Source organism: Methylobacterium sp. WL119, assembly GCF_008039875.1.
GTDB lineage: Bacteria > Pseudomonadota > Alphaproteobacteria > Rhizobiales > Beijerinckiaceae > Methylobacterium.
In genome coordinates, this window is sequence record NZ_VRUU01000018.1 from 20,519 (window position 1) to 38,099 (window position 17,581).

Sequence of the window (17,581 nt, forward strand, 5' to 3'; positions counted from 1 at the left end):
CACGATCCCATCGCCCCGCGCGACGACATGGTCGGGGCGGGAGGTTCAGGGACTGAAGATCAGGACCAGATAAACGAAGAACACGATCAGGTGCACCGCGCCCTCGAGCACCGTGGTGCGCAAGCCAGAGAAGGTCAGCGTGCTCAGGATCAGGGTCACGGCGAGCAGGGTCATCTCGGTCGGCTTGAGCCCGAGGACCACGGTCTGCCCGGTGATCAGGCCGACCGCGAGCACGGCCGGCACGGTCAGGCCGATGGTCGAGGTCGCGGCGCCGAGGCAGAGATTGATCGCGCGCTGCAACTCGTTGCGGGCGATCGCCTTCAATGCCGAGATCGCCTCGGGCGTGAACACGATCGCCGCGATCAGCACGCCCGATAGGGCGGACGGGGCGCCGAGGGCGGCGATGCCGTGGTCGAGGATGGTCGCGAGGCTCTTCGACAGGAGCACGATCGGCAGGATGTTGGCGATCAGCAGGATCGTGTGCCGGACGATGCTCCCGGCGGATGCCGTTTCGCCCTCGGGCCCCTCGCGTTCCGCTCCGGCGGCTCGGCCCCGCGCCGCGTGGCCCTCCTCCTGGAAGAAATCGCTGTGCCGCCCGGTCTGGATCAGCAGGAACACCGCGTAGAGCGCGAGGGTGAAGCCCGAGAAGGTCACCGCCTGGAGCGTGGTCAGGGTCCCATCGCGCGTGGAGGTGGTGAAGTTCGGGATGATCAGCGCGAGGGTCGAGAGCGGGATGATCACCGACAGGAAGGCCGACGCCCCTTGCAGGTTGTAGCTTTGCTGGTGATGCCTGAGCCCGCCGACCAGCAGGCCGAGCCCGACGACGCCGTTCAGCACGATCATCAGCACCGCGAACATCGTGTCGCGCCCGAGCGTCGGCGCATCCTTGGCACCGAGCATCACCGCGGAGACCAGGGCCACCTCGATCACGACGATGGAGAGCGTGAGCACCAGAGTGCCGAGCGGCTCGCCGAGCAGGTCGGCGAGCTCTTCCGCCTCGTGCACCACGCCGAAGGCGCACCAGAAGATCGCGACGAGCAGCCAGGCGAACAGGGCCAGGGCCCAGAGCGGGCGGTCGAGGTCGCCGAGCCAGTCCTTGCCGAACCATGCGAAGGCGCCGACCGTCGCCCACGCCACCGCCAACCGCGCCATGCCCATCTACCGTCCGATCCGCCCGGATGCCCCACGCACCCGAAAGACCTTTAGGCGATCGGGAGGGCTTGCGCACACGCAACCGCCCCATGCGGGCCGGGACGTGGCGGAACCGCCGCGAAGGCGCTAGAGGATAGGGCTTCGCAACCCGAGTCGAGACCGGTGAGCCTGACAGAGAACTGCGCCCTGCGCCGGTTCCGACGGGACGGACGGTCGTGAAAGCCCCGCACCGTGCCGTTTCCGACCCTTCCCGCCCCGTTCGCGCGGGCGCTCGCCGACCATGACTACGCCGAACCCACACCGGTGCAGAGCGCCGTCCTCGAAGCGGCCGCCGACGGCAGAGACCTTTTGGTCTCGGCGCAGACCGGTTCTGGCAAGACCGTGGCCTACGGCCTCGCCATGGCCGGCCTGCTGCTCGACGGTGCCGAGATGCTGGCGCCGGCCGGTGCCCCGCTGGCGCTGGTCATCGCGCCGACGCGCGAGCTGGCGCTGCAGGTTCAGCGCGAGCTGATGTGGCTCTACGGCCCGGCCGGCGGCCGCGTCACGGCCTGCGTCGGCGGCATGGACCCGCGCCGCGAGGCGCGCGCGCTCAACGAGGGCACGCACATCGTCGTCGGCACGCCTGGGCGCCTGCGCGACCACCTCGAGCGCCGCACCCTCGTTACCGACCAGATGAGGGCCGTCGTGCTCGACGAGGCCGACGAGATGCTCGACCTCGGCTTCCGCGAGGACATCGAGTTCATCCTCTCGGCGACGCCGAACGAGCGCAGCACCTTCCTGTTCTCGGCGACGCTGCCGAAGGCGATCGACAGCCTCGCCGCCCGCTACCAGCGCGACGCGCTGCGCCTCGCGGTGAAGAGCGAGACCCGCGGTCACGCCGACATCGCCTACCGGGCGATTCGCGTGGTGCCGCGCGAGATCGAGCACGTCGTGCTCAACCTGCTGCGCGCCGCCGACGCGCCGACGGCGATCGTGTTCTGCAACACCCGCAACACGGTGCGTCACCTCCAGGCGAGCCTGACCGAGCGCGGCTTCTCCACCGTGGCCCTGTCGGGGGAACTCGGCCAGGGCGAGCGCAACGCCGCGCTCCAGGCGCTGCGCGACGGCCGCGCGAAGGTCTGCGTCGCGACCGACGTCGCCGCCCGCGGCATCGACCTGCCGGGTCTGTCGCTCGTCATCCACGCCGACCTGCCGCACGACGCCGAGGTGCTGCAGCACCGCAGCGGCCGCACGGGACGCGCCGGCAAGAAGGGCACCAGCATCCTGCTGGTGCCGAACGCCCGCCGTCGCCGGGCCGAGCAGATGTTCCAGCTCGCCAAGATCAGCCCCGAATGGGGCGGTCCCCCGTCGGCCGACGAGATCCGGCGCCTCGACGGCGAGCGCATGCTGGAAGACCCGCTGTTCACCGAGGCGCCCGGCGAGGAGGATCTCGCCCTCGCCGAGACGCTGATCACCGGCCGCACCCCGCTCGAGCTCGCCGCCGCCCTCGCCCGCGTCTACCGCACCCGCTTGCCGGCGCCGGAGGAGGTCACCGATCCGGGCGACCAGTCCGGCCGCGGCTCCACGAGCCGGCCGCCCTACGATCCGATGGACCCCGAGCGCATCGCGGCGATGGGCCCGGCGGTGTGGTTCCGGCTCAACCTCGGCCGGCGCGACAACGCCGACCCGCGCCGCCTGCTGCCGATGCTGACCCGCCGCGGCGGGATCGACCGCCAGGAGATCGGCGCGATCCGCATCTTCGACCGCGAGACCAAGTTCGAGGTGCGCGGCAACGCCGCCTCGCGCTTCGCGCAGGCCTTCGCCCGCAACGGCTCGCCGGAGATCCAGGTCGAGGCCCTGGTCGGCGATGCCCCGGTCGCCGAGCGCAAGGGGCCGGCCGGCTTCAAGAGCCCGCGCGCGGCCAAGCACGAGCGCCACATCGGCAAGCCAGAGGCGGCGAAGCCTTACGCCCGCAAGCCGCGCGCCTGAGCGCGGCGTCGGCGCGCGGCCGACGTTGCCTCGCAGCGACCCGACCGGTCAGAACCGGTCGGGAATGCCCTTCACCGCATCGCCGAGCGCCTCGACGCTCTCGCGCAGCTTGCGCCCGGCCGGCGCCAGGGACGGCACCTTGATGCCGAACACCTCGGTGTCCTCGTCCTGCGCTTCCGCGGGCACTGCCTTGGCTTCGACCGCCGCGGGCTTGCGGGCGGCCGGCTTTTCCGCGACCGCCTTGCTCGCCGCTGGTGCCGCCGTGGCGGCGGGAGGCTTCGCGTGCGCCTCGATCCGCGGCTTCGCCTTCGAAGGCTCGGGCTTCGCGGCCTCGCGCTTCGCCAGCTCAGGTTTGGCCGCTTCGATCTTGGCCGTTTCGTCGACCGAAGATGCCGGACGGGTCGCGACCGCCTTCGGGGGCTCCGGCGGCAGGGCCGCGTAGGTCGCGGTCTCGGTCTTGGCGCGCACGGTCTCGGCCGCCAGCGGCGCGATGCCGGGCACGGTGCGGGCCGGCGCGACCAGGGTCGCCTGACGGGCCGGGCCGATCACCGGCACCTCGACAAGCGCCGGGACCGGTTTCGGCGCGGGTGCCGGCGTCGCGAGCTTGCTCGCGGCGACGGGCGGGTTCGGGGTGATGGCGGGCGTCGCAGATGTCGGTACGGCGTCGGTGGCGACGGAGCCCGCGCGCAGCATCGGATCGATCCGCGCTTCGACGACCGGGGGCTCAGCCGGCTCGGGCGGCAGGATCTCGCGGATCTTCGGGATCGACGAGGGGCTGCCCGTCGCCAGCGCCGGCAGCCCGTCCTTCAGGTCGGGCCAGTCGGCGGCCTGCCGGCTCGTCACGATCGGCTTGGCGCGCTGCGGTCCGGCGAGGCCTGAGAGGTAGGTGCTGGCCGCGGCGGCGAAGGCCCCGGTCCCGGCCACCCCGATCACGCCGAACAGCGCGATGCGGGCCCAGGGGCGTCGTGCGGCCGGACGCGGCACCGTCTTCTGCGATTGCCGGGTCTCGGACGGGTCGAGGGCGCGATCATTCATCGGGGGGCGATCATGGCAGGAGGTTGCATCGGGCACGCGAGGCGGATGCGACCGATCTCCCCATCACGGCCGCATCGCCTCCGAAGATGTTCCGCACGCGGAACTCGAGTGTGGATCAAGAACCGGCAATACGGCGCAACGATGTCGCCCCGCTTCGCGGCGCCGAGCCCCGGGCTTCGACCTGTCGCATCTTCTGTGGAGAAGTCGTCGTCGCGCCGAGGTCTTGCGTAGACGGTGTGTGCTTAAGAACTCGTATCGGCGGGCGTCCTGCCCCGGTCGAGCCTCAGGGCCAACCTGCGAGGTGCACGGCCTGCGCCCGTGCCACGCGCTCGACCGCGCGGGTCCATCGGCTCGCCGGCCGAACGGGCGACGATGCGCCGGCCGCGACGGCCGCCTTCAGCGTCAAGCCGTCCCGATCGCCCCAGCGCGCGAGCAGAACCTGGAACGCGTCGTGCCGCGCACGCTCGAAGGGGATCGGCCGCAAAGCGGAATCGCGACAGGGATGGGGCGGGTAGAGATGGGCGACCGGCACCAGGCCGGCCGGGATCGGCGCCGTGGCCACGTGGGTGCGGCGGCGGCGCAGGATCTTCGGCACGACGTAGGCCCGCGGCCCGAACGGATCGCCGGCGCCGGACGACACCTCGATCCGCCCGAGCGGTCCCACGACGACCAAGTCTGCCTCGCCGCCCAACGCCTCCGGCCGGATCGCGCCATCGAAATCCGGCGGTGCGGCGCCGAGATGCGCGCGGAGCCGCGCGAGCGGTCCCGGCCGATCGGTCCTGACCCGGACGGAGACCTGCGCCGAGCCGAGACCGAGATCGAAGCTCACGGCCGCCCGCCGAGCCGGATCGAGCGCTTCGCGATCGGGGCCGAGCTCGGTGAACCGCGAGCAGGCGACGGCGCCGAAATCCGCAGCCGGCAGGCACAGCGCGACCGCGTGGCTCCATCCGTCGCCCACCGGCATTTCGTAGGCGATCGGTCGCACCGCATCCGTCAGCGTCAGCGCGATGCCGCCCGTGGCGGTCCGCAGGCCAATCCGGCCCTCCCCAAGGATCCGGAACGGTTCGTCCGGCCGCCGGCGGAACTCGGCGGCCGCCCCGAACGCGCCGAGGTTCCACGCGCTCGCGGGATCGGCGAGCGCGGCGCAGAGGATGTCGCGATCGGTCGCGTCGAGGGCCATGGTGGGCACGGCTACGCCGGTCGTCGCGGAGGCTCAAGCGCCGTCTGCAACCGAAGGCTGCGATGTGGACCGCATGCCGAACGCGCCTGCGCGGCATGGACTTCGCCGCGCGACGCCGCCACCCTGCGCGGCGTGAGCGCCAGACCGATCTCCCTCTCGACACCGCCGGACGACGCGCCCGGCACCGCCTCCCCTGTTCCACCGCAGGCGATCCCGGCGGCCGGGTTCTGGAGCGGCTGGTCGACCCGCGCGCGGCTGATCGCCGTCGTCCTCGCCATCGATGTCGTCGCGGCCCTGGTCTCCTGCGGCGTCATTGTGATCAACGCGCGCACGGCGGTGAAGGTCGAGACGCGGGCATCGCTCTCCACCGTGGAATCGCTCGTCGCCGACACGATCCGCCTCCTCGACGCGGCTCCGCCCGAACGCCTGCTCCAGACCCTCGACCTGCGCTTCCAGATCCTGCGCCACGTCCGCGTCACGGTGCGCGACGCCGCCGGCGCGACGGTGGGCGCGCCGATCGGCCAGCCGCGTCAGGAGAAGACGGCGCCGGCTTGGTTCGCAGACCTAATCATGCCGAAGATCGAGCAGCATGAGCTGCCGATCGTCACCGCCGGCCGCACGATCGGCACCGCGCGGATCACCACGCAGCCGATGGACGAGATCGACGAGATCTGGGTCTATGCGCGCGCCCTGTCGCTGACGACGTTCTGCATCAACGCGGCGATGCTGGCAGCCCTCTACCTTGCGCTCGGGCGCGTGCTGGCGCCGCTGGGCCGCCTCGCCGACGGCCTGACCCAGCTCGAGCGACACGATTACACCGCGCGGCTCGAGAACCCGGCGACCCACGAGTTCGCGGTGATCGCCATTCGCTTCAACCAGGTCGCGGAAGCGCTGAGTGCCGTCCGAGCCGCCAACGGCCGCCTGAAGCGGCAACTGCTGACCGCGCAGGACGACGAGCGCCGCAGCACGGCACTGGAACTGCACGACGAGTTCGGCCCCTGCCTGTTCGCCCTGGAAGCCAACGCGGCTTCCGTGAAGCGGCTCGCGACCGGCACGGCCGAGCCCGACCGGGACAAGCTCCTGGCGCGCGCCTCCGAGATCGCGGCGATCGTCGGTCAGGTGCAGAGCCGCAACCGCGACCTGCTCAACCGTCTGCGTCCGCACGCGCTCGGCCAGGTTCCGCTCGCCGACTGCCTCGGCCTGCTGTTGCGCGACTTCGCCCGCCGACACCCCGAGACCCGATTCACCGGGCGGTTCCAAGGGCTCGCCCGCGGCTACGGCGATCTCGCCGACCTCACCGTGTTCCGTTGCATCCAGGAGAGCATGACCAACGCCGTGCGTCACGGCCACGCCGCGACGGTCACCGCCGAGGCGCGCGAGGGGAGCGGCTCGCTGGTCGTGTCGATCGCCGACGACGGCACCGGGTTCGCGCCCGATCACGGCACCGGCCTCGGGCTCTCGGGCATGCGCGAGCGCGTCGAAGCGCTGGACGGAACGTTTGTTCTTGACAAGCCCCCCCCGGGCGCCGTTGTCCGCATTATCATTCCCGTGGATGCGCAAAGGGGCGACGATGCCGACCCGGTGCGATCCGCCTGAGCGGCCTCGCCATCCCGAGCGATCCCCCGATGAAGTTCCCGGCTCGATGAACGCCTTTGCCATGAAGCCCGTCGCCGTCGAGACCCGGATGCCGGTCCTCGTGATCGACGATCATCCGATCGTGCTCCAGGGCTGCCGCCGGGTGCTGGAGGATGCCGGCATCGAGACGGTGGCCGAGGCGACCACCGTGGTCGACGGCTACCGGGCGTTCCACCGCCTGCGCCCGCCGATCGTGATCTGCGACCTGACGTTCCAGGGCAGCGGCCTGGCCGGCCTCGGCCTGATCCGCCGCATGTGCGCGGTCGAGCCCAAGACCCGCATCCTCGTGTTCAGCATGCACAACGATCCGGTGATCGTGGCACGCGCGCTCGAGGCCGGCGCGCTCGGCTACGTGCTCAAGGACCACGCCTCGGCCGAGCTGTTCGAGGCCTTCGAGAAGGTCCGGGCGGGGCAGGTCTACCTCGACCGGCGCCTCGCCACCGAGGTCGCGATGCTGCGCACCGACGCCCGCCGCACCCCCGAATCCCAGCTGACGCCGCGCGAGCAGCAGATCCTCGCGCGCCTCGCGCAGGGCAAGTCCTACGGCGCGATCGCGACCGACCTGTCGGTGAGCTACAAGACCGTGACCAACGCCTGCTCGCAGATGCGCCAGAAGCTCGGCGTGCGGACGCTGGCCGAGCTGATCCACGTCGCCGTCACCGAAGCCCAGCGTCAGGGCTGACCGATCCGGCGGCGGCCGCGCCGCGCGACACGACGAGAGGCCGAACCATGGGCGATGCGGAAACCGGCACGTTCTCGCAAGCCGCGTGGGCGCGCAACGCCGCGCTCTACGAGACCATCCGTACGATGCCGTTCAACGCCGAGCTCGCGGCCGGCACGCTCGGCCGGTCGCGCTTCACGCATTACATCGTCCAGGACGCTCATTACCTCATCGGCTTCGGCCGCGCCCTGAGTCTCGCCGCCGCCAAGGCGCCGGAGCCCGACGGCATCGTCCTGTTCGCCAAGGCGGCGGAAGAGGCGATCGTCGTCGAGCGCGCGCTCCACGGCGGCTTCTTCCGCGACTACGGCATCGGCGCGGAGGCCTTCGCGGCGACGCCGCTGACGCCGGCCTGCGATCACTACGTCGCGTATCTCATGGCGACGGCCTACGCCGAGCCGTTCGAGGTGCTGCTCGGGGCGCTGCTGCCGTGCTTCTGGATCTACGCCGAGGTCGGGCGGGACATCCTGGCGCGCGAGAGCGCCGGCAATCCCTATCGCGCCTGGATCGACACCTATTCCGGAACGGACTTCCAGGACGCCGTCGCCCGGATGATCGCGGCGACGGACGAAGCCGCCCGCGGGGCGTCGCCCACCCTGCGCGAGCGGATGCACAAGGCCTTCACCCACGCGACTAGGCTCGAATGGATGTTCTGGGACAGCGCCTACCGCGAAGCCGCCTGGCCGGTGTGACGGCAGGTCTCGCGCGGCCGATCCAGCGCTCTAAGCACCGGCATCGGTAAGGACCGTTTCGACCGGCCCTGCGTGCGTCGCGCCTCCTCGAAGGGAGAGCGGGATACACCACTGATTCGAAAGGGGCGGAACGATCGGATTGGAGCGGGCGACGGGAATCGAACCCGTATATTCAGCTTGGGAAGCCGGACATCTACCTTTCGAACCCAAGTATCGAGCCCGAATTCTTAACCCTGCGCCAATGATTTCCGTGACTTAACCGCCGCTTGCGCACTCCGACTCCTTGCCATCCCTCTCGGGGGCTGGCTGGTATCAGGCTGGTATCAGCCCTCGGAGAGCTACCTTGGCGACCCAGAACACGTGGACCCGCGAACGTGTCAACCTGACAGCGGACCACCTGAAAAGGGCCCGCCGGCTCATCGCGACGAGCAAGGTCCCGGGCCGCGGGATCGAGTGGGCTGACACCGCGACCACCGGCCTCCTGCTCCGCGTCGGCCCCCTCGGCGGGGCATGGCTCCTCAAGACGGAGGCGAGGACCGTGCGCCTCGGCGACATGGATGCGCTGCCGGTCCCCGCCGCCCGCGCGGCCGCCCAGCAGGCCCGCCTCGACCTCAGGTCGGGTCGGAATCCCCGGGCGAGCCTGGAGATCTACGCCGAGGCCATCGCCCAGACGGACGACGTCGGGCTGTCCGTCGAGGCCGCCTTCCCGGAAGAGGTCGTGGAGCAGTCCGACGAGGACCGGCGCCGGGACGGCCCCTGGCAGTGGCGCGACCTGGTGGATGCGTACCTCGCCACCCGCCTGCCCAAGCTGAAGCCGGGATGGGCCGAGCAGTACGAGGGATACCTGCGCCACCCGGCGTTCGAGCGGATCTCGACATGGGAGCTCGCCCGACTCGACATCGATGTGCTGGAGGAGATCCGCGACAGGATCGCCAAGGCCAACTCGGTCTCCACCGCCGCCCGGGCCGTGAACCAGGGAAAGGCGATGCTGACGTGGGCCTGGAAGTACCACCGGCGCCTCAGCCGCCTCGGCAAGACGCCGTGGTGGCAGGGCTGGTCCATCGAGTATGCCGCCAGCACGCGCGACCACGAGCCGACCCTGTCCGAGCTTGGGCGAACCCTCGCCCTGGCCGAGCGTCACCGCGTCCTCGGCACGACCGACCAGGAGACGTCGGCCGGAATGCTCAAGGCATTGTGGGCCGTGGTGTTGACCGCGCAGCGGACCGGCGCCCTGGCGGCCACACGAAGGGACCGGGTCATCCCGATGCCGGGGCGCCCCGGGTGGGAAGTGTGGACGTGGTCGTCCGGCGACATGAAGGGCGGCAAGAGCCCGCGCCCGCACGCCCTGCCGATTCCACCGGCGGCGCTTGAGGCGCTGAGCCGTTTCGACGAGGGCGAGGACAGCGAGTGGGCGTTTCCGTCCCGAGCCCTGGGCAAGCACGTGACGTCCGACGGCCTGAACCAAATGCTGTACCGCCTGCAGGGCAAGGCGAAGGCGGGAAAGAAGGATGCTGTCACGTTGCGGGAGGTGGACCTGTTCAAGGCCCACCGCATCCGCATCTGGACGCCCCACGACGTCCGGCGCACCCTCGGATCGTTCCTGGCCGAGGAGGAGCTCGGCGGCGCGGCGAGCGCCATCCTGGCGCATAAGACGGGCAAGAGGGACGACGAGGACGCGCGCTTGGAGGACATCACCCGCAAAGTCTACGCGAAGGCGCAGCGGCTAGACCTGAAGGCGCGAGGCATGGAGGCCTGGGTCGCTGCGGTGCTCGATGCCTATGCGCGCGAGGCGGCCGCGCTCGACCGTTCCGCCGCTCGTCGTTAAGAGACGAGCGATCGATGTCCATGACTACGTTAGGACGAAATCGGGCGTCTTATGCGCACGATAGATACAAATTCGATAAATCGGCCGTCCTTATGTTCAATGATGACAATTTTATACATTAGTAGTTTGTTAATACATGCACAGGCGACTTGGCATAGTCTGTGGATTGCATAACAATCTGATCGGTTATCCCTTGCGCCGCGGCATGAGAGCTGCGATCTTCAGGATTCAGCCAGCCCACGAGGCCATCGTGAAACGAATACACACCCCCCGCTTACCGACGAGACCCATCCCCGGGGCGTGACGCAGTGCGCGCAGCCCCATCATGGAGGCTGCCCCGATGAAGACCTTTTTCACCGCCGACACCCACTTCGGCCACAAGGGGGTCCTGTCGATGGCCGGGCGCCCGTTCGCCTCCATCGAGGAACACGACGAGGCGCTGATCGCGGCATGGAACGCGGTCGTCGGCCCGCGCGACGAGGTCTACCACCTCGGCGATTTCGCGATGGGCGCCACCCCGGAGCGATGCCAGGCGATCTTTCGGCGCCTGCGCGGTCGCAAGCACCTCATCCGGGGCAACCACGACAAGAAGCGGGTCCTCGACCTGCCATGGTACTCCCGGCAGGACCTCGCGACACCCAAGGTCGAGGGGACCCGGGTTGTGCTTTTTCACTACCCGATGCGCGCCTGGGCCGGTGCGTTCCGCGGGAGCCTTCAGCTATTCGGGCATACTCACGGACGCCTCCCGGACACCTCCCAGTCCTGCGACGTCGGTGTCGACCGCTGGTCGTACGCGCCGATCAGCCTGGGGCAGATCATGGAGCGCCTCGCAGCCACGCCCACGATTCCCGAAGAGCGCCTGCTGGGCGAGCCACAGGAGGATGAGGATGGCGAGGCGTGAGCGGGAGATCGGCCCCTGCGAGGTCACCTGCCTGGCATGCGGGTGGGTGTCCTACGCGGTGACGCGGGCCGAGGCGGAAAGCGAGGTCGCCCGCATGCGGGAGTACCTTGCGACCTTGTCGGCCGAGGATCGCCGGGGGTGGTCCGAGGAGGGCCCCAGCGTCGAGAAGTACGTCTGCATGGGCTGCGGTGGGCGGGAATTCCGGCCGGCCCGGGCAGAGGACTGCCCGGACGGCGCCACGACGAATCCCGTCGTGTGGGAGGGCTAAACGGGATCGGTCACGGGACCGGTCTGAGGCCCGTGGAAATGCTCGATGACGCTCTTGGTGAAGAGGTCGGGAGTGATGGAGGAAAGGATGCCTCCCGCATCCCGCCGGTCATCTGCACGGATCATGTCGGCGATCAGGCCCTTCCCGTGGAGCAGGAGGAAGGCCTCGGCCAGACCCTCGTTGGGCATGAAGAACGCCGTCCCCTTCGCGGGGGGGATGGCGCCCAAGCCTCCCTTGGCGTCCGCGGCATCGCGACCCTTGATCCACTTCAGGATCGGACTGTGCGGCGCCTGGTGGATCGCGAACACGAACTCGTGCGCGGCGATCTCCCTGGCGATGTAATCGGTCTGCTCCTGGATCGTGAGCCCGACCTGCGCCTCCATCGTCAGATGCGACTTGCGGCACATCTCGCGCATGAAGATCTCGGCCGGCACCGGCTTGGCGAGATCGACGACCACGACCTTCGGGGGCTTCTTGAACTTCCGCTCCGCCATGATGGCGCTCTCCTGCTGTTGTGCCCGTTGGGCGTGAGCAAGAGATAGCGCATGGCCATCGAAGATTAAAAGCGCGACGTGCCCGTACAGTTAACGTGCTGCGCTGGTCAATTTAACCCACACCTGACGTTTGGGCAAGATGTAGAGGGGATGGCTGCAAGAGGAAGCGTCGATATTGGTTAACGACTGCTTTGCATGACCGGCTCACGGACGGCATGCATCAGCCCCGGCGCGGCCTCCTCCACCGACGCGGCCAGCATCCGCGCATGCACGGCCAGGACATCCGCCAGGGAGAGATCGCCGTCCGGAGCCGGGCCGGCCTCGGGCAGCGTCAGGACGCCATCGAGGGCGCGGCAGACACCGACGACGGCGGGCGGCAGGCGACACGGGGGGAACGGGTTCATGGGATCTCGGGGATCAGGCGGACGGCCTTGGCGATGGGGCAATGCCGGCATGCGTCAGCGGGTGCCAGTCCGAGAAGAAGCCAGCGAGGAGATCCGCCGCGGCCCGACGTCCCTCGTCGCGACCGATCAGGGCCCGGACGGCGCTCGGCGATCCGAGGCAGAGCGTCTCGAATCCGGCTTCGTCTAGCTCCCCTAGGGCAACCTCGGCCTGCCCGAGGCGGTGCTCGAACGCGCGGGGCACGAGGTACTCGAAACGCGGGGATTCCCCTGCGTCCTCGGCCACGATCCCGAAGGCCCTGTGCACGTGGGGGTGCGACGATGCGGTGACACGCTGCACGGGCGAGCTCCGGAGCCGGGCCAAGGCGGCATTGGCGACACTGAGTGGCACGACCATGTGCCGGGCCGCCCACGGCAACAGCACGATGCGGCCGCCCTGCAGCACGGTCGCATGCCGGCGCCATGCCTTCCGCGCCAAGGTGAGCGACCCGTGCCGGGAGACGATTAACGACGTCCCCCGGTCGACGATTGCGTGCGTCAGCGCCATCAGGCGGCCGCCCCGACGTCCGGCATCGGCATGTGCTGCAGGATCAAGTCCGCCGCCTCAAGTCCGAGGGTCGCTACGGCCATGGCGTAGAGCCGGTTTGCCTCGATGAGATCCCGCACCGCCAGGGCCCGCGGATCGACCGCATGGTCCCGGCCGCTCACGGCGTAGACGTAGCGACCCTCATCCGCCTCGATGGCCTGCTCCAGCGCGTCGCTGCCGGCGCTGACCGCCGCCTGGGTCAGATCGACGGCGTCGACGAACCGACGGATCGCATCCTCGCCCGCGGGCGTCAGGGCAAACACGTTGCCCATGACGGACGACTTTTCGGAGACCGTATCCCTGGAGATGTAGCCGGCGTGCACGGCCCGGGACCACGCCTTCCAGTCCCAATCGCTGATACCGCGCCAGTCCCCGGTCCGCACAGCCTCGGTGAACTTCTCAGCCATGCCCCGACGCATCATCGGCAGGACGGCAAAGCCATCGGCTTCCAGGCGGTCGAGGACATCACCGGCGCGGTTCAGGTCGTCGGTCTTCAAGACCCGCGCGATGGCTTTGCTGGCGGCGTAACTGATGTCGTCGTTCAGGCGCACGGGCGCTCTCCTTCATGTTGGGGATGCTTGAGCAGGTGGAGCGCCCCTGCCGCCGGGCGCGTCGACGTAGGCCCTCAGCAGCCAGGCGGCGGGGCCTCGCTGCGCCGGCCGAACGCGCCCGAGACGAATCGGGCGTCCTCGGCACGACGGGCGTGATCGGGTCGTCGTCGCGGTCGAGGGCGGCCACGACGGCGGCGTGCGCCTCCGCCAGCGTCTCCTGACGGGCCGGTGCGGAGCGGGAGGCGAGCAGGGCATCGTCGAGGCGCTTGATCGCCCAGCGTGCACTTTCGAGAAGGACGCCATCGACGTGCCGAATGGCCTCGGCGATGCCGTCGCCGCTCGGGCCCGCGGTCCACTGAGCGTGGAGGCGCGCCTCGGCCAGCGCCGCGGCGAGGCGCTTGCGCGTCTGGGAAGCGTCCAGGGCGACGAGCCCGTCGACGAAGCTTGGGGCATTGACGGGCATGGGTGCCTCCTCAGGCGGCCAGGGCCTGGGGAGCCGGCTCGATGCCGACAGCGCCGGGGCCGGCGTAGCCGGGGTGGCGGAGCTCGGCCGGGAGCCAGCCCGTCGGCAAGATCGACGAGACCGCGAACTCGACGAGTTCCTTCTTCTTCTTGTCCTTGACGCGCCTGGCCTCTGCCTCGCCGAGGACCTCCCCCACGATCTGCAGCGTGACGGCCTTGGGAGCCGACTTGAAGAAGGCCTCCCCATCGAACTTGGCGAGCAGCGCGTCCTGCATGGCCGAGGGGTCCGGAAGGCCCATCAGCGCCTGAACGCTCGCACGCTCCGACGGGGCGAGGGGCCGCGTCCCGTGCTCGCGGTGCAGCGTCTGGACGCCCCGGGCGGCGACACCGGCCGCGATCACGAGAAGCTCGTCGACCGACATCGTGGACAGCCGGGCGACGAGGTCCTGGAACGATTCCTTGTCGTGGAGCGACGAGGCCTGCCCCCCGAGGCCGTCGAGCCGCACCTTCATAGGCGCCGCCCAGTGGTTCGCGCACATTGCCCCGGCCAGCAGCGCCACCAGGCCGGCGGTCGGCGACGAACCGAGCGCCGCCTGCACTGCCTCGGTCGCGGTACCGCACAGTGTCTCGACCAGGGAAATCGGCAGGCCCTTCTCCTCGGGCTCGGCCGGCTTGTCGTCCTTCGGCGCGACCGCGGGGACATCCTCGGGGCGGATGACGTACTCGGTGACCTCGATCTTGCCGTCGCGACCGAGCAGGATCACGCTCCCGGAGCGGGCGCGATCAGCGGGACCCGGCTGGATGAAACCCTTGTCACGAAGCGCTTCGGCCTCGTCGTGGGCGGCGCGGATCTGCTCGTCGGACGCCTCTTCCCCCTCGTCGTCGGAATCCAGCCACGTTTCGATCTCGGCGAGACGGGCCTGCTCCTCGGACGACAGCGGACGCTCCGCCGGCTTCACTTGGGGCCACGACCAGCGCCAGCCCATCGGCAAGTCCGTGGCCTTGGCGACCCAGGCCCAACCTTCACGGCGCCGGCGCTCGCACTCGGCCTCCAGGCGCTCATCCGCGAGGCGGGCGAGCAGGACCGGGTCGGACACCGCGTTGCTTCCGCCGAAAAGGTCCTCGACGACGTGGCCGCCGGCGGCCTTGAACGCCTTGGTCCCGACGTAGGCGAGCAGCCCCGAGACATCCTGATCGAGTCCGAGATCGCGCTTGACGAAACAGGCATACAGGCTGCCCGGGCTCTTCAGCCCTTTCTCCAGCACGCGGTCTTGATCGGCATGCAGGGCCATCGTGAAGACCTTCACGGTGTCCTCGCTGACCTTACCGGCGCGCCATGCATCGAGCACCGCAGGCGACACGCCACCGAGCGCGAGCAGCTTCCGGACCTGCGCGACCGGCTGGCCGAACCGGACGGCGATGTCCTTCTCCTTGGCGCCCGAGCGCCGCAGTTCGGCGAACGCCTGCACCCGGTCGGCATCGTGCATCGGCGCCTGATTGATGTTGGCGCCGAGCCCGATCTCCCGGGCGAGCGCCGCCTCGCGGACGGTAACGGGGACCTCGCGGTCGGAGGGGAGCTTCTCCTCGGCGACGAGGGCCCGCAGCGCGGCCAAGCGCCGATTCCCGTCGACCACGTATGCGATCCCGCCCTCACCGGGGACGACGACCAGCGGCTGGATCAGGCCCAGCGCGAGGATGGACGCGGCGAGAGCGTCGAGCCCCGCCTCACGCCCGGACACGCGGACGTTGACGACGCCGAGGGGCGCACCCGGCTCGTGGCCGAAACGGAGGTTCTGGATCTGATGGTTCACGGGGTGCACCTCTGCTGATCTGGTCTGGTCGGTGTGGTGGGTTCAGTCGAAGACGCGCTGGGCAGTCAGGAGCGTCAGGCCGTCGGCGTCATAGAGAGTGACGTCCTCGGGCTCCCTGGGGACGTACATCGGCTCCGCACGCTGCAGCCCGAGACCCCGGAGGATGGCATTCGCAGGCGGACGACGACCGTGGAGGACGTCGCTTACGTACTGCGCGCTGATACCCTGTGACTTTGCCCAGTTAGTCTGCCCGCCCGCATCGGCACATGCCGTCCTCAGCTTGAGGATCACCTCGCCAGTGCGTAGTACGTCGTGTTTCATGGCGAGACCGGAAGATGCGGTTGAGACGAATCAGATGTTAGACCTGTTCCGCTGATCCGCAAGGGCCCTGAATTTTTACAAAAAGTATAATAATTCGCGACGATGGCCTGGAGCGCCCATCCGATTAAGTGGTGTATTGATGGTATCACTTAATACGAGTTGTCGCAGGGCGTCCTTTATCGCCCCAATGCCATTCCAATATGCAGGGTCGGGTGGGAGAATCCGTCAATCAGCGGATTTGACGGAGTGCCCCCAACGATGCCGAAGATCACGACACCCAACTTTGTCACCCTCCACCCGGTCGCCCCCAAGAACGGCCGACTCGACGTTGGGCAGGCGTTCCCGACCCTGGAGATCACGCGGACGGAGACCGAAACCGCGATCACGTACCGCCGGATCACCGCGGTCGACGCGCCCGACGGCACCATCGTTTTCATGCGCGATCCGGTCTGCCGCGGCGGCTCCCACCACAGGCTCGTCAACGGCGAGCTCGTGCCCGTGAACTACATCGACGCCCTGAACGAGCTCGACCCCGAGAACGCCGGGCGTCGCCGCTACGAGGCCCGGCTCGGGCTGCTGCCCCGCAAGCCGCGGAGGTTCACGCTTCCCCTTGATCGCGCAGATGATGAGTGGGTGCCCGGCGACACGTATCCGGACGAGCATCGGGAGGGGGCTTACGTCACCTGCACGAAGCGGTCCGGCCGGCAGATCTGGATCAGAGCCACGACCTACGAGGAAATCGTCGCCCTCGGCGTCAGCCCCTGATCGCCCTGGTCGTTTTCGTCCCCGTCCCGAAAATCGAATCCCACCCCCGAGAGCAGGATCACCCACCCCTCATGCGCAACGCCATTCGCCTCTTCGCCCTCGCCATGGCCATGATGGCCGCCGTCACCGTCAAAGCCGTCTGGGAGGGGGGCCGCTGGGTCCTCCGCTCCGTCCGCGACAGCCTCCGCCCGCCCGTCGGCGCCGGCGCGGACATCGAGGACGCCTTCGATGGCATCGCCGCCAAGGCCGAATCCGCCACCGCCGCCGTGTCGGTCCCCGCAGCCGAATCAGCCGTCACCGCCAAGCCGGCCCCCGCGCCGATTCCCCTCGACCCGATCCTGGCGAAGGGCCGCATCGCCACGCAGTATGCCCACGACATGCTGAACATCGACGCCGAGCCGACCGCCGAGGGCCTGGACGAGGCCAGCGCGGCGTGGCTGGGGTCCCTCAACGCTTCGGAGTTGATGCAGATCGACAGGCACGGCGCCCACCGGGTGGGCAGCCACATGGCCGGCCTCCGCCTGATCGACGGCCTGCCCCTGACGCCCACCCCGGCGGAGTATCGGAGCGCCCTTTGCGCCGCCGCTCAGGTCACGCCCGAGATGCGGGCGAACATCGCTGAGCACGATGCGACCCTGCGCCGGGTCATCGACGAGATGCTGGAGCAGGAGCCCGAGCGGTACGCCCCGGCGATGTGAGCCAACCCGCCCAGCAAAAGGCCCGCCCGAGATGATCGGAGCGGGCCTTTTTCATGTCTGGATACCGGGCTGCGACATCGGCGCACACCCCAAAGAAAAGGGTTGTGCCACCCCGCTT

General features: G+C 69.7%; 19 protein-coding genes. 9 read left to right on the forward strand and 10 right to left on the reverse strand.

The genetic code is table 11. The annotated features are described in order from the left end of the window. Window positions 1-45 precede the first annotated feature (45 nt). The gene (locus tag FV227_RS09760; protein ID WP_244033554.1) at window positions 46-1,152 is read right to left on the reverse strand and encodes a calcium:proton antiporter; all 1,107 of its coding nucleotides are present in this window, start codon (window positions 1,150-1,152) and stop codon (window positions 46-48) included. Between the two features lie 231 nt (window positions 1,153-1,383). Here FV227_RS09760 and FV227_RS09765 point away from each other — a divergent pair, with 231 nt between their 5' ends. Beyond that, window positions 1,384-3,120, forward strand: a complete 1,737-nt coding sequence (locus FV227_RS09765; protein ID WP_147858832.1) for a DEAD/DEAH box helicase — start codon at window positions 1,384-1,386, stop codon at window positions 3,118-3,120. 48 nt (window positions 3,121-3,168) lie between these two features. Here FV227_RS09765 and FV227_RS09770 read toward each other — a convergent pair whose 3' ends face one another. Further along, entirely contained in the window at window positions 3,169-4,155 is a 987-nt protein-coding gene (locus FV227_RS09770; RefSeq protein WP_147858833.1) for a hypothetical protein, read from the reverse strand. 283 nt (window positions 4,156-4,438) lie between these two features. Continuing rightward, window positions 4,439-5,335, reverse strand: coding sequence for a hypothetical protein (locus FV227_RS09775; RefSeq protein WP_147858846.1), 897 nt, complete (start codon window positions 5,333-5,335; stop codon window positions 4,439-4,441). Between the two features lie 210 nt (window positions 5,336-5,545). Here FV227_RS09775 and FV227_RS09780 point away from each other — a divergent pair, with 210 nt between their 5' ends. The 6 genes from FV227_RS09780 to FV227_RS09805 all read left to right on the forward strand — a co-directional run bounded on the left by FV227_RS09780 (window position 5,546) and on the right by FV227_RS09805 (window position 11,374). Further along, window positions 5,546-6,931 carry an ATP-binding protein gene (locus tag FV227_RS09780; protein ID WP_246686455.1) on the forward strand — a complete coding sequence of 462 codons (1,386 nt, stop codon included), beginning with the start codon at window positions 5,546-5,548 and terminating at the stop codon, window positions 6,929-6,931. Between the two features lie 46 nt (window positions 6,932-6,977). Then, the gene (locus FV227_RS09785) at window positions 6,978-7,652 is read left to right on the forward strand and encodes a response regulator transcription factor (RefSeq protein WP_147726003.1); all 675 of its coding nucleotides are present in this window, start codon (window positions 6,978-6,980) and stop codon (window positions 7,650-7,652) included. Window positions 7,653-7,699: 47 nt separating this feature from the next. After that, complete coding sequence (locus FV227_RS09790) at window positions 7,700-8,380, forward strand: TenA family protein (RefSeq protein ID WP_147858834.1); 681 nt, start codon at window positions 7,700-7,702, stop codon at window positions 8,378-8,380. A gap of 343 nt (window positions 8,381-8,723) precedes the next feature. Further along, window positions 8,724-10,205 (forward strand): integrase arm-type DNA-binding domain-containing protein, encoded by a 1,482-nt coding sequence (locus FV227_RS09795; RefSeq protein WP_187274740.1) that lies wholly within the window; start codon window positions 8,724-8,726, stop codon window positions 10,203-10,205. Window positions 10,206-10,545: 340 nt separating this feature from the next. Continuing rightward, window positions 10,546-11,106 carry a metallophosphoesterase gene (locus FV227_RS09800; RefSeq protein ID WP_246686452.1) on the forward strand — a complete coding sequence of 187 codons (561 nt, stop codon included), beginning with the start codon at window positions 10,546-10,548 and terminating at the stop codon, window positions 11,104-11,106. Then, on the forward strand, window positions 11,093-11,374 hold the full coding sequence (locus tag FV227_RS09805; RefSeq protein WP_147854991.1) for a hypothetical protein: 282 nt from the start codon (window positions 11,093-11,095) through the stop codon (window positions 11,372-11,374). Before FV227_RS09800 ends, FV227_RS09805 begins: the two co-directional genes overlap by 14 nt. Here the strand turns inward: FV227_RS09805 and FV227_RS09810 are convergent. The 7 genes from FV227_RS09810 to FV227_RS09840 form a co-directional block, all read right to left on the reverse strand. Then, window positions 11,371-11,868 (reverse strand): hypothetical protein, encoded by a 498-nt coding sequence (locus FV227_RS09810; protein ID WP_147858836.1) that lies wholly within the window; start codon window positions 11,866-11,868, stop codon window positions 11,371-11,373. The genes FV227_RS09805 and FV227_RS09810 overlap by 4 nt on opposite strands. A 179-nt stretch (window positions 11,869-12,047) precedes the next feature. Next, the gene (locus FV227_RS09815) at window positions 12,048-12,272 is read right to left on the reverse strand and encodes a hypothetical protein (RefSeq protein ID WP_147854989.1); all 225 of its coding nucleotides are present in this window, start codon (window positions 12,270-12,272) and stop codon (window positions 12,048-12,050) included. A 13-nt stretch (window positions 12,273-12,285) separates the two neighbouring features. Next, the gene (locus FV227_RS09820) at window positions 12,286-12,816 is read right to left on the reverse strand and encodes a hypothetical protein (RefSeq protein WP_147858837.1); all 531 of its coding nucleotides are present in this window, start codon (window positions 12,814-12,816) and stop codon (window positions 12,286-12,288) included. Further along, a complete protein-coding gene (locus FV227_RS09825) occupies window positions 12,816-13,406 on the reverse strand; it encodes a hypothetical protein (RefSeq protein WP_147854987.1) in 591 nt (196 codons plus the stop codon). Before FV227_RS09825 ends, FV227_RS09820 begins: the two co-directional genes overlap by 1 nt. Beyond that, complete coding sequence (locus FV227_RS09830; protein WP_147858838.1) at window positions 13,321-13,869, reverse strand: hypothetical protein; 549 nt, start codon at window positions 13,867-13,869, stop codon at window positions 13,321-13,323. Before FV227_RS09830 ends, FV227_RS09825 begins: the two co-directional genes overlap by 86 nt. Before the next feature lie 10 nt (window positions 13,870-13,879). Beyond that, window positions 13,880-15,679, reverse strand: a complete 1,800-nt coding sequence (locus tag FV227_RS09835) for a ParB N-terminal domain-containing protein (protein ID WP_187274741.1) — start codon at window positions 15,677-15,679, stop codon at window positions 13,880-13,882. Window positions 15,680-15,721: 42 nt separating this feature from the next. Then, on the reverse strand, window positions 15,722-16,000 hold the full coding sequence (locus FV227_RS09840) for a helix-turn-helix domain-containing protein (protein ID WP_147858839.1): 279 nt from the start codon (window positions 15,998-16,000) through the stop codon (window positions 15,722-15,724). A 258-nt stretch (window positions 16,001-16,258) separates the two neighbouring features. On the opposite strand from FV227_RS09840, the gene FV227_RS09845 reads away from it, so the two are divergent. After that, entirely contained in the window at window positions 16,259-16,765 is a 507-nt protein-coding gene (locus FV227_RS09845; protein ID WP_147854983.1) for a hypothetical protein, read from the forward strand. A gap of 71 nt (window positions 16,766-16,836) precedes the next feature. Then, window positions 16,837-17,463 carry a hypothetical protein gene (locus FV227_RS09850; protein WP_147853393.1) on the forward strand — a complete coding sequence of 209 codons (627 nt, stop codon included), beginning with the start codon at window positions 16,837-16,839 and terminating at the stop codon, window positions 17,461-17,463. The last annotated feature ends 118 nt before the right edge of the window (window positions 17,464-17,581 follow it).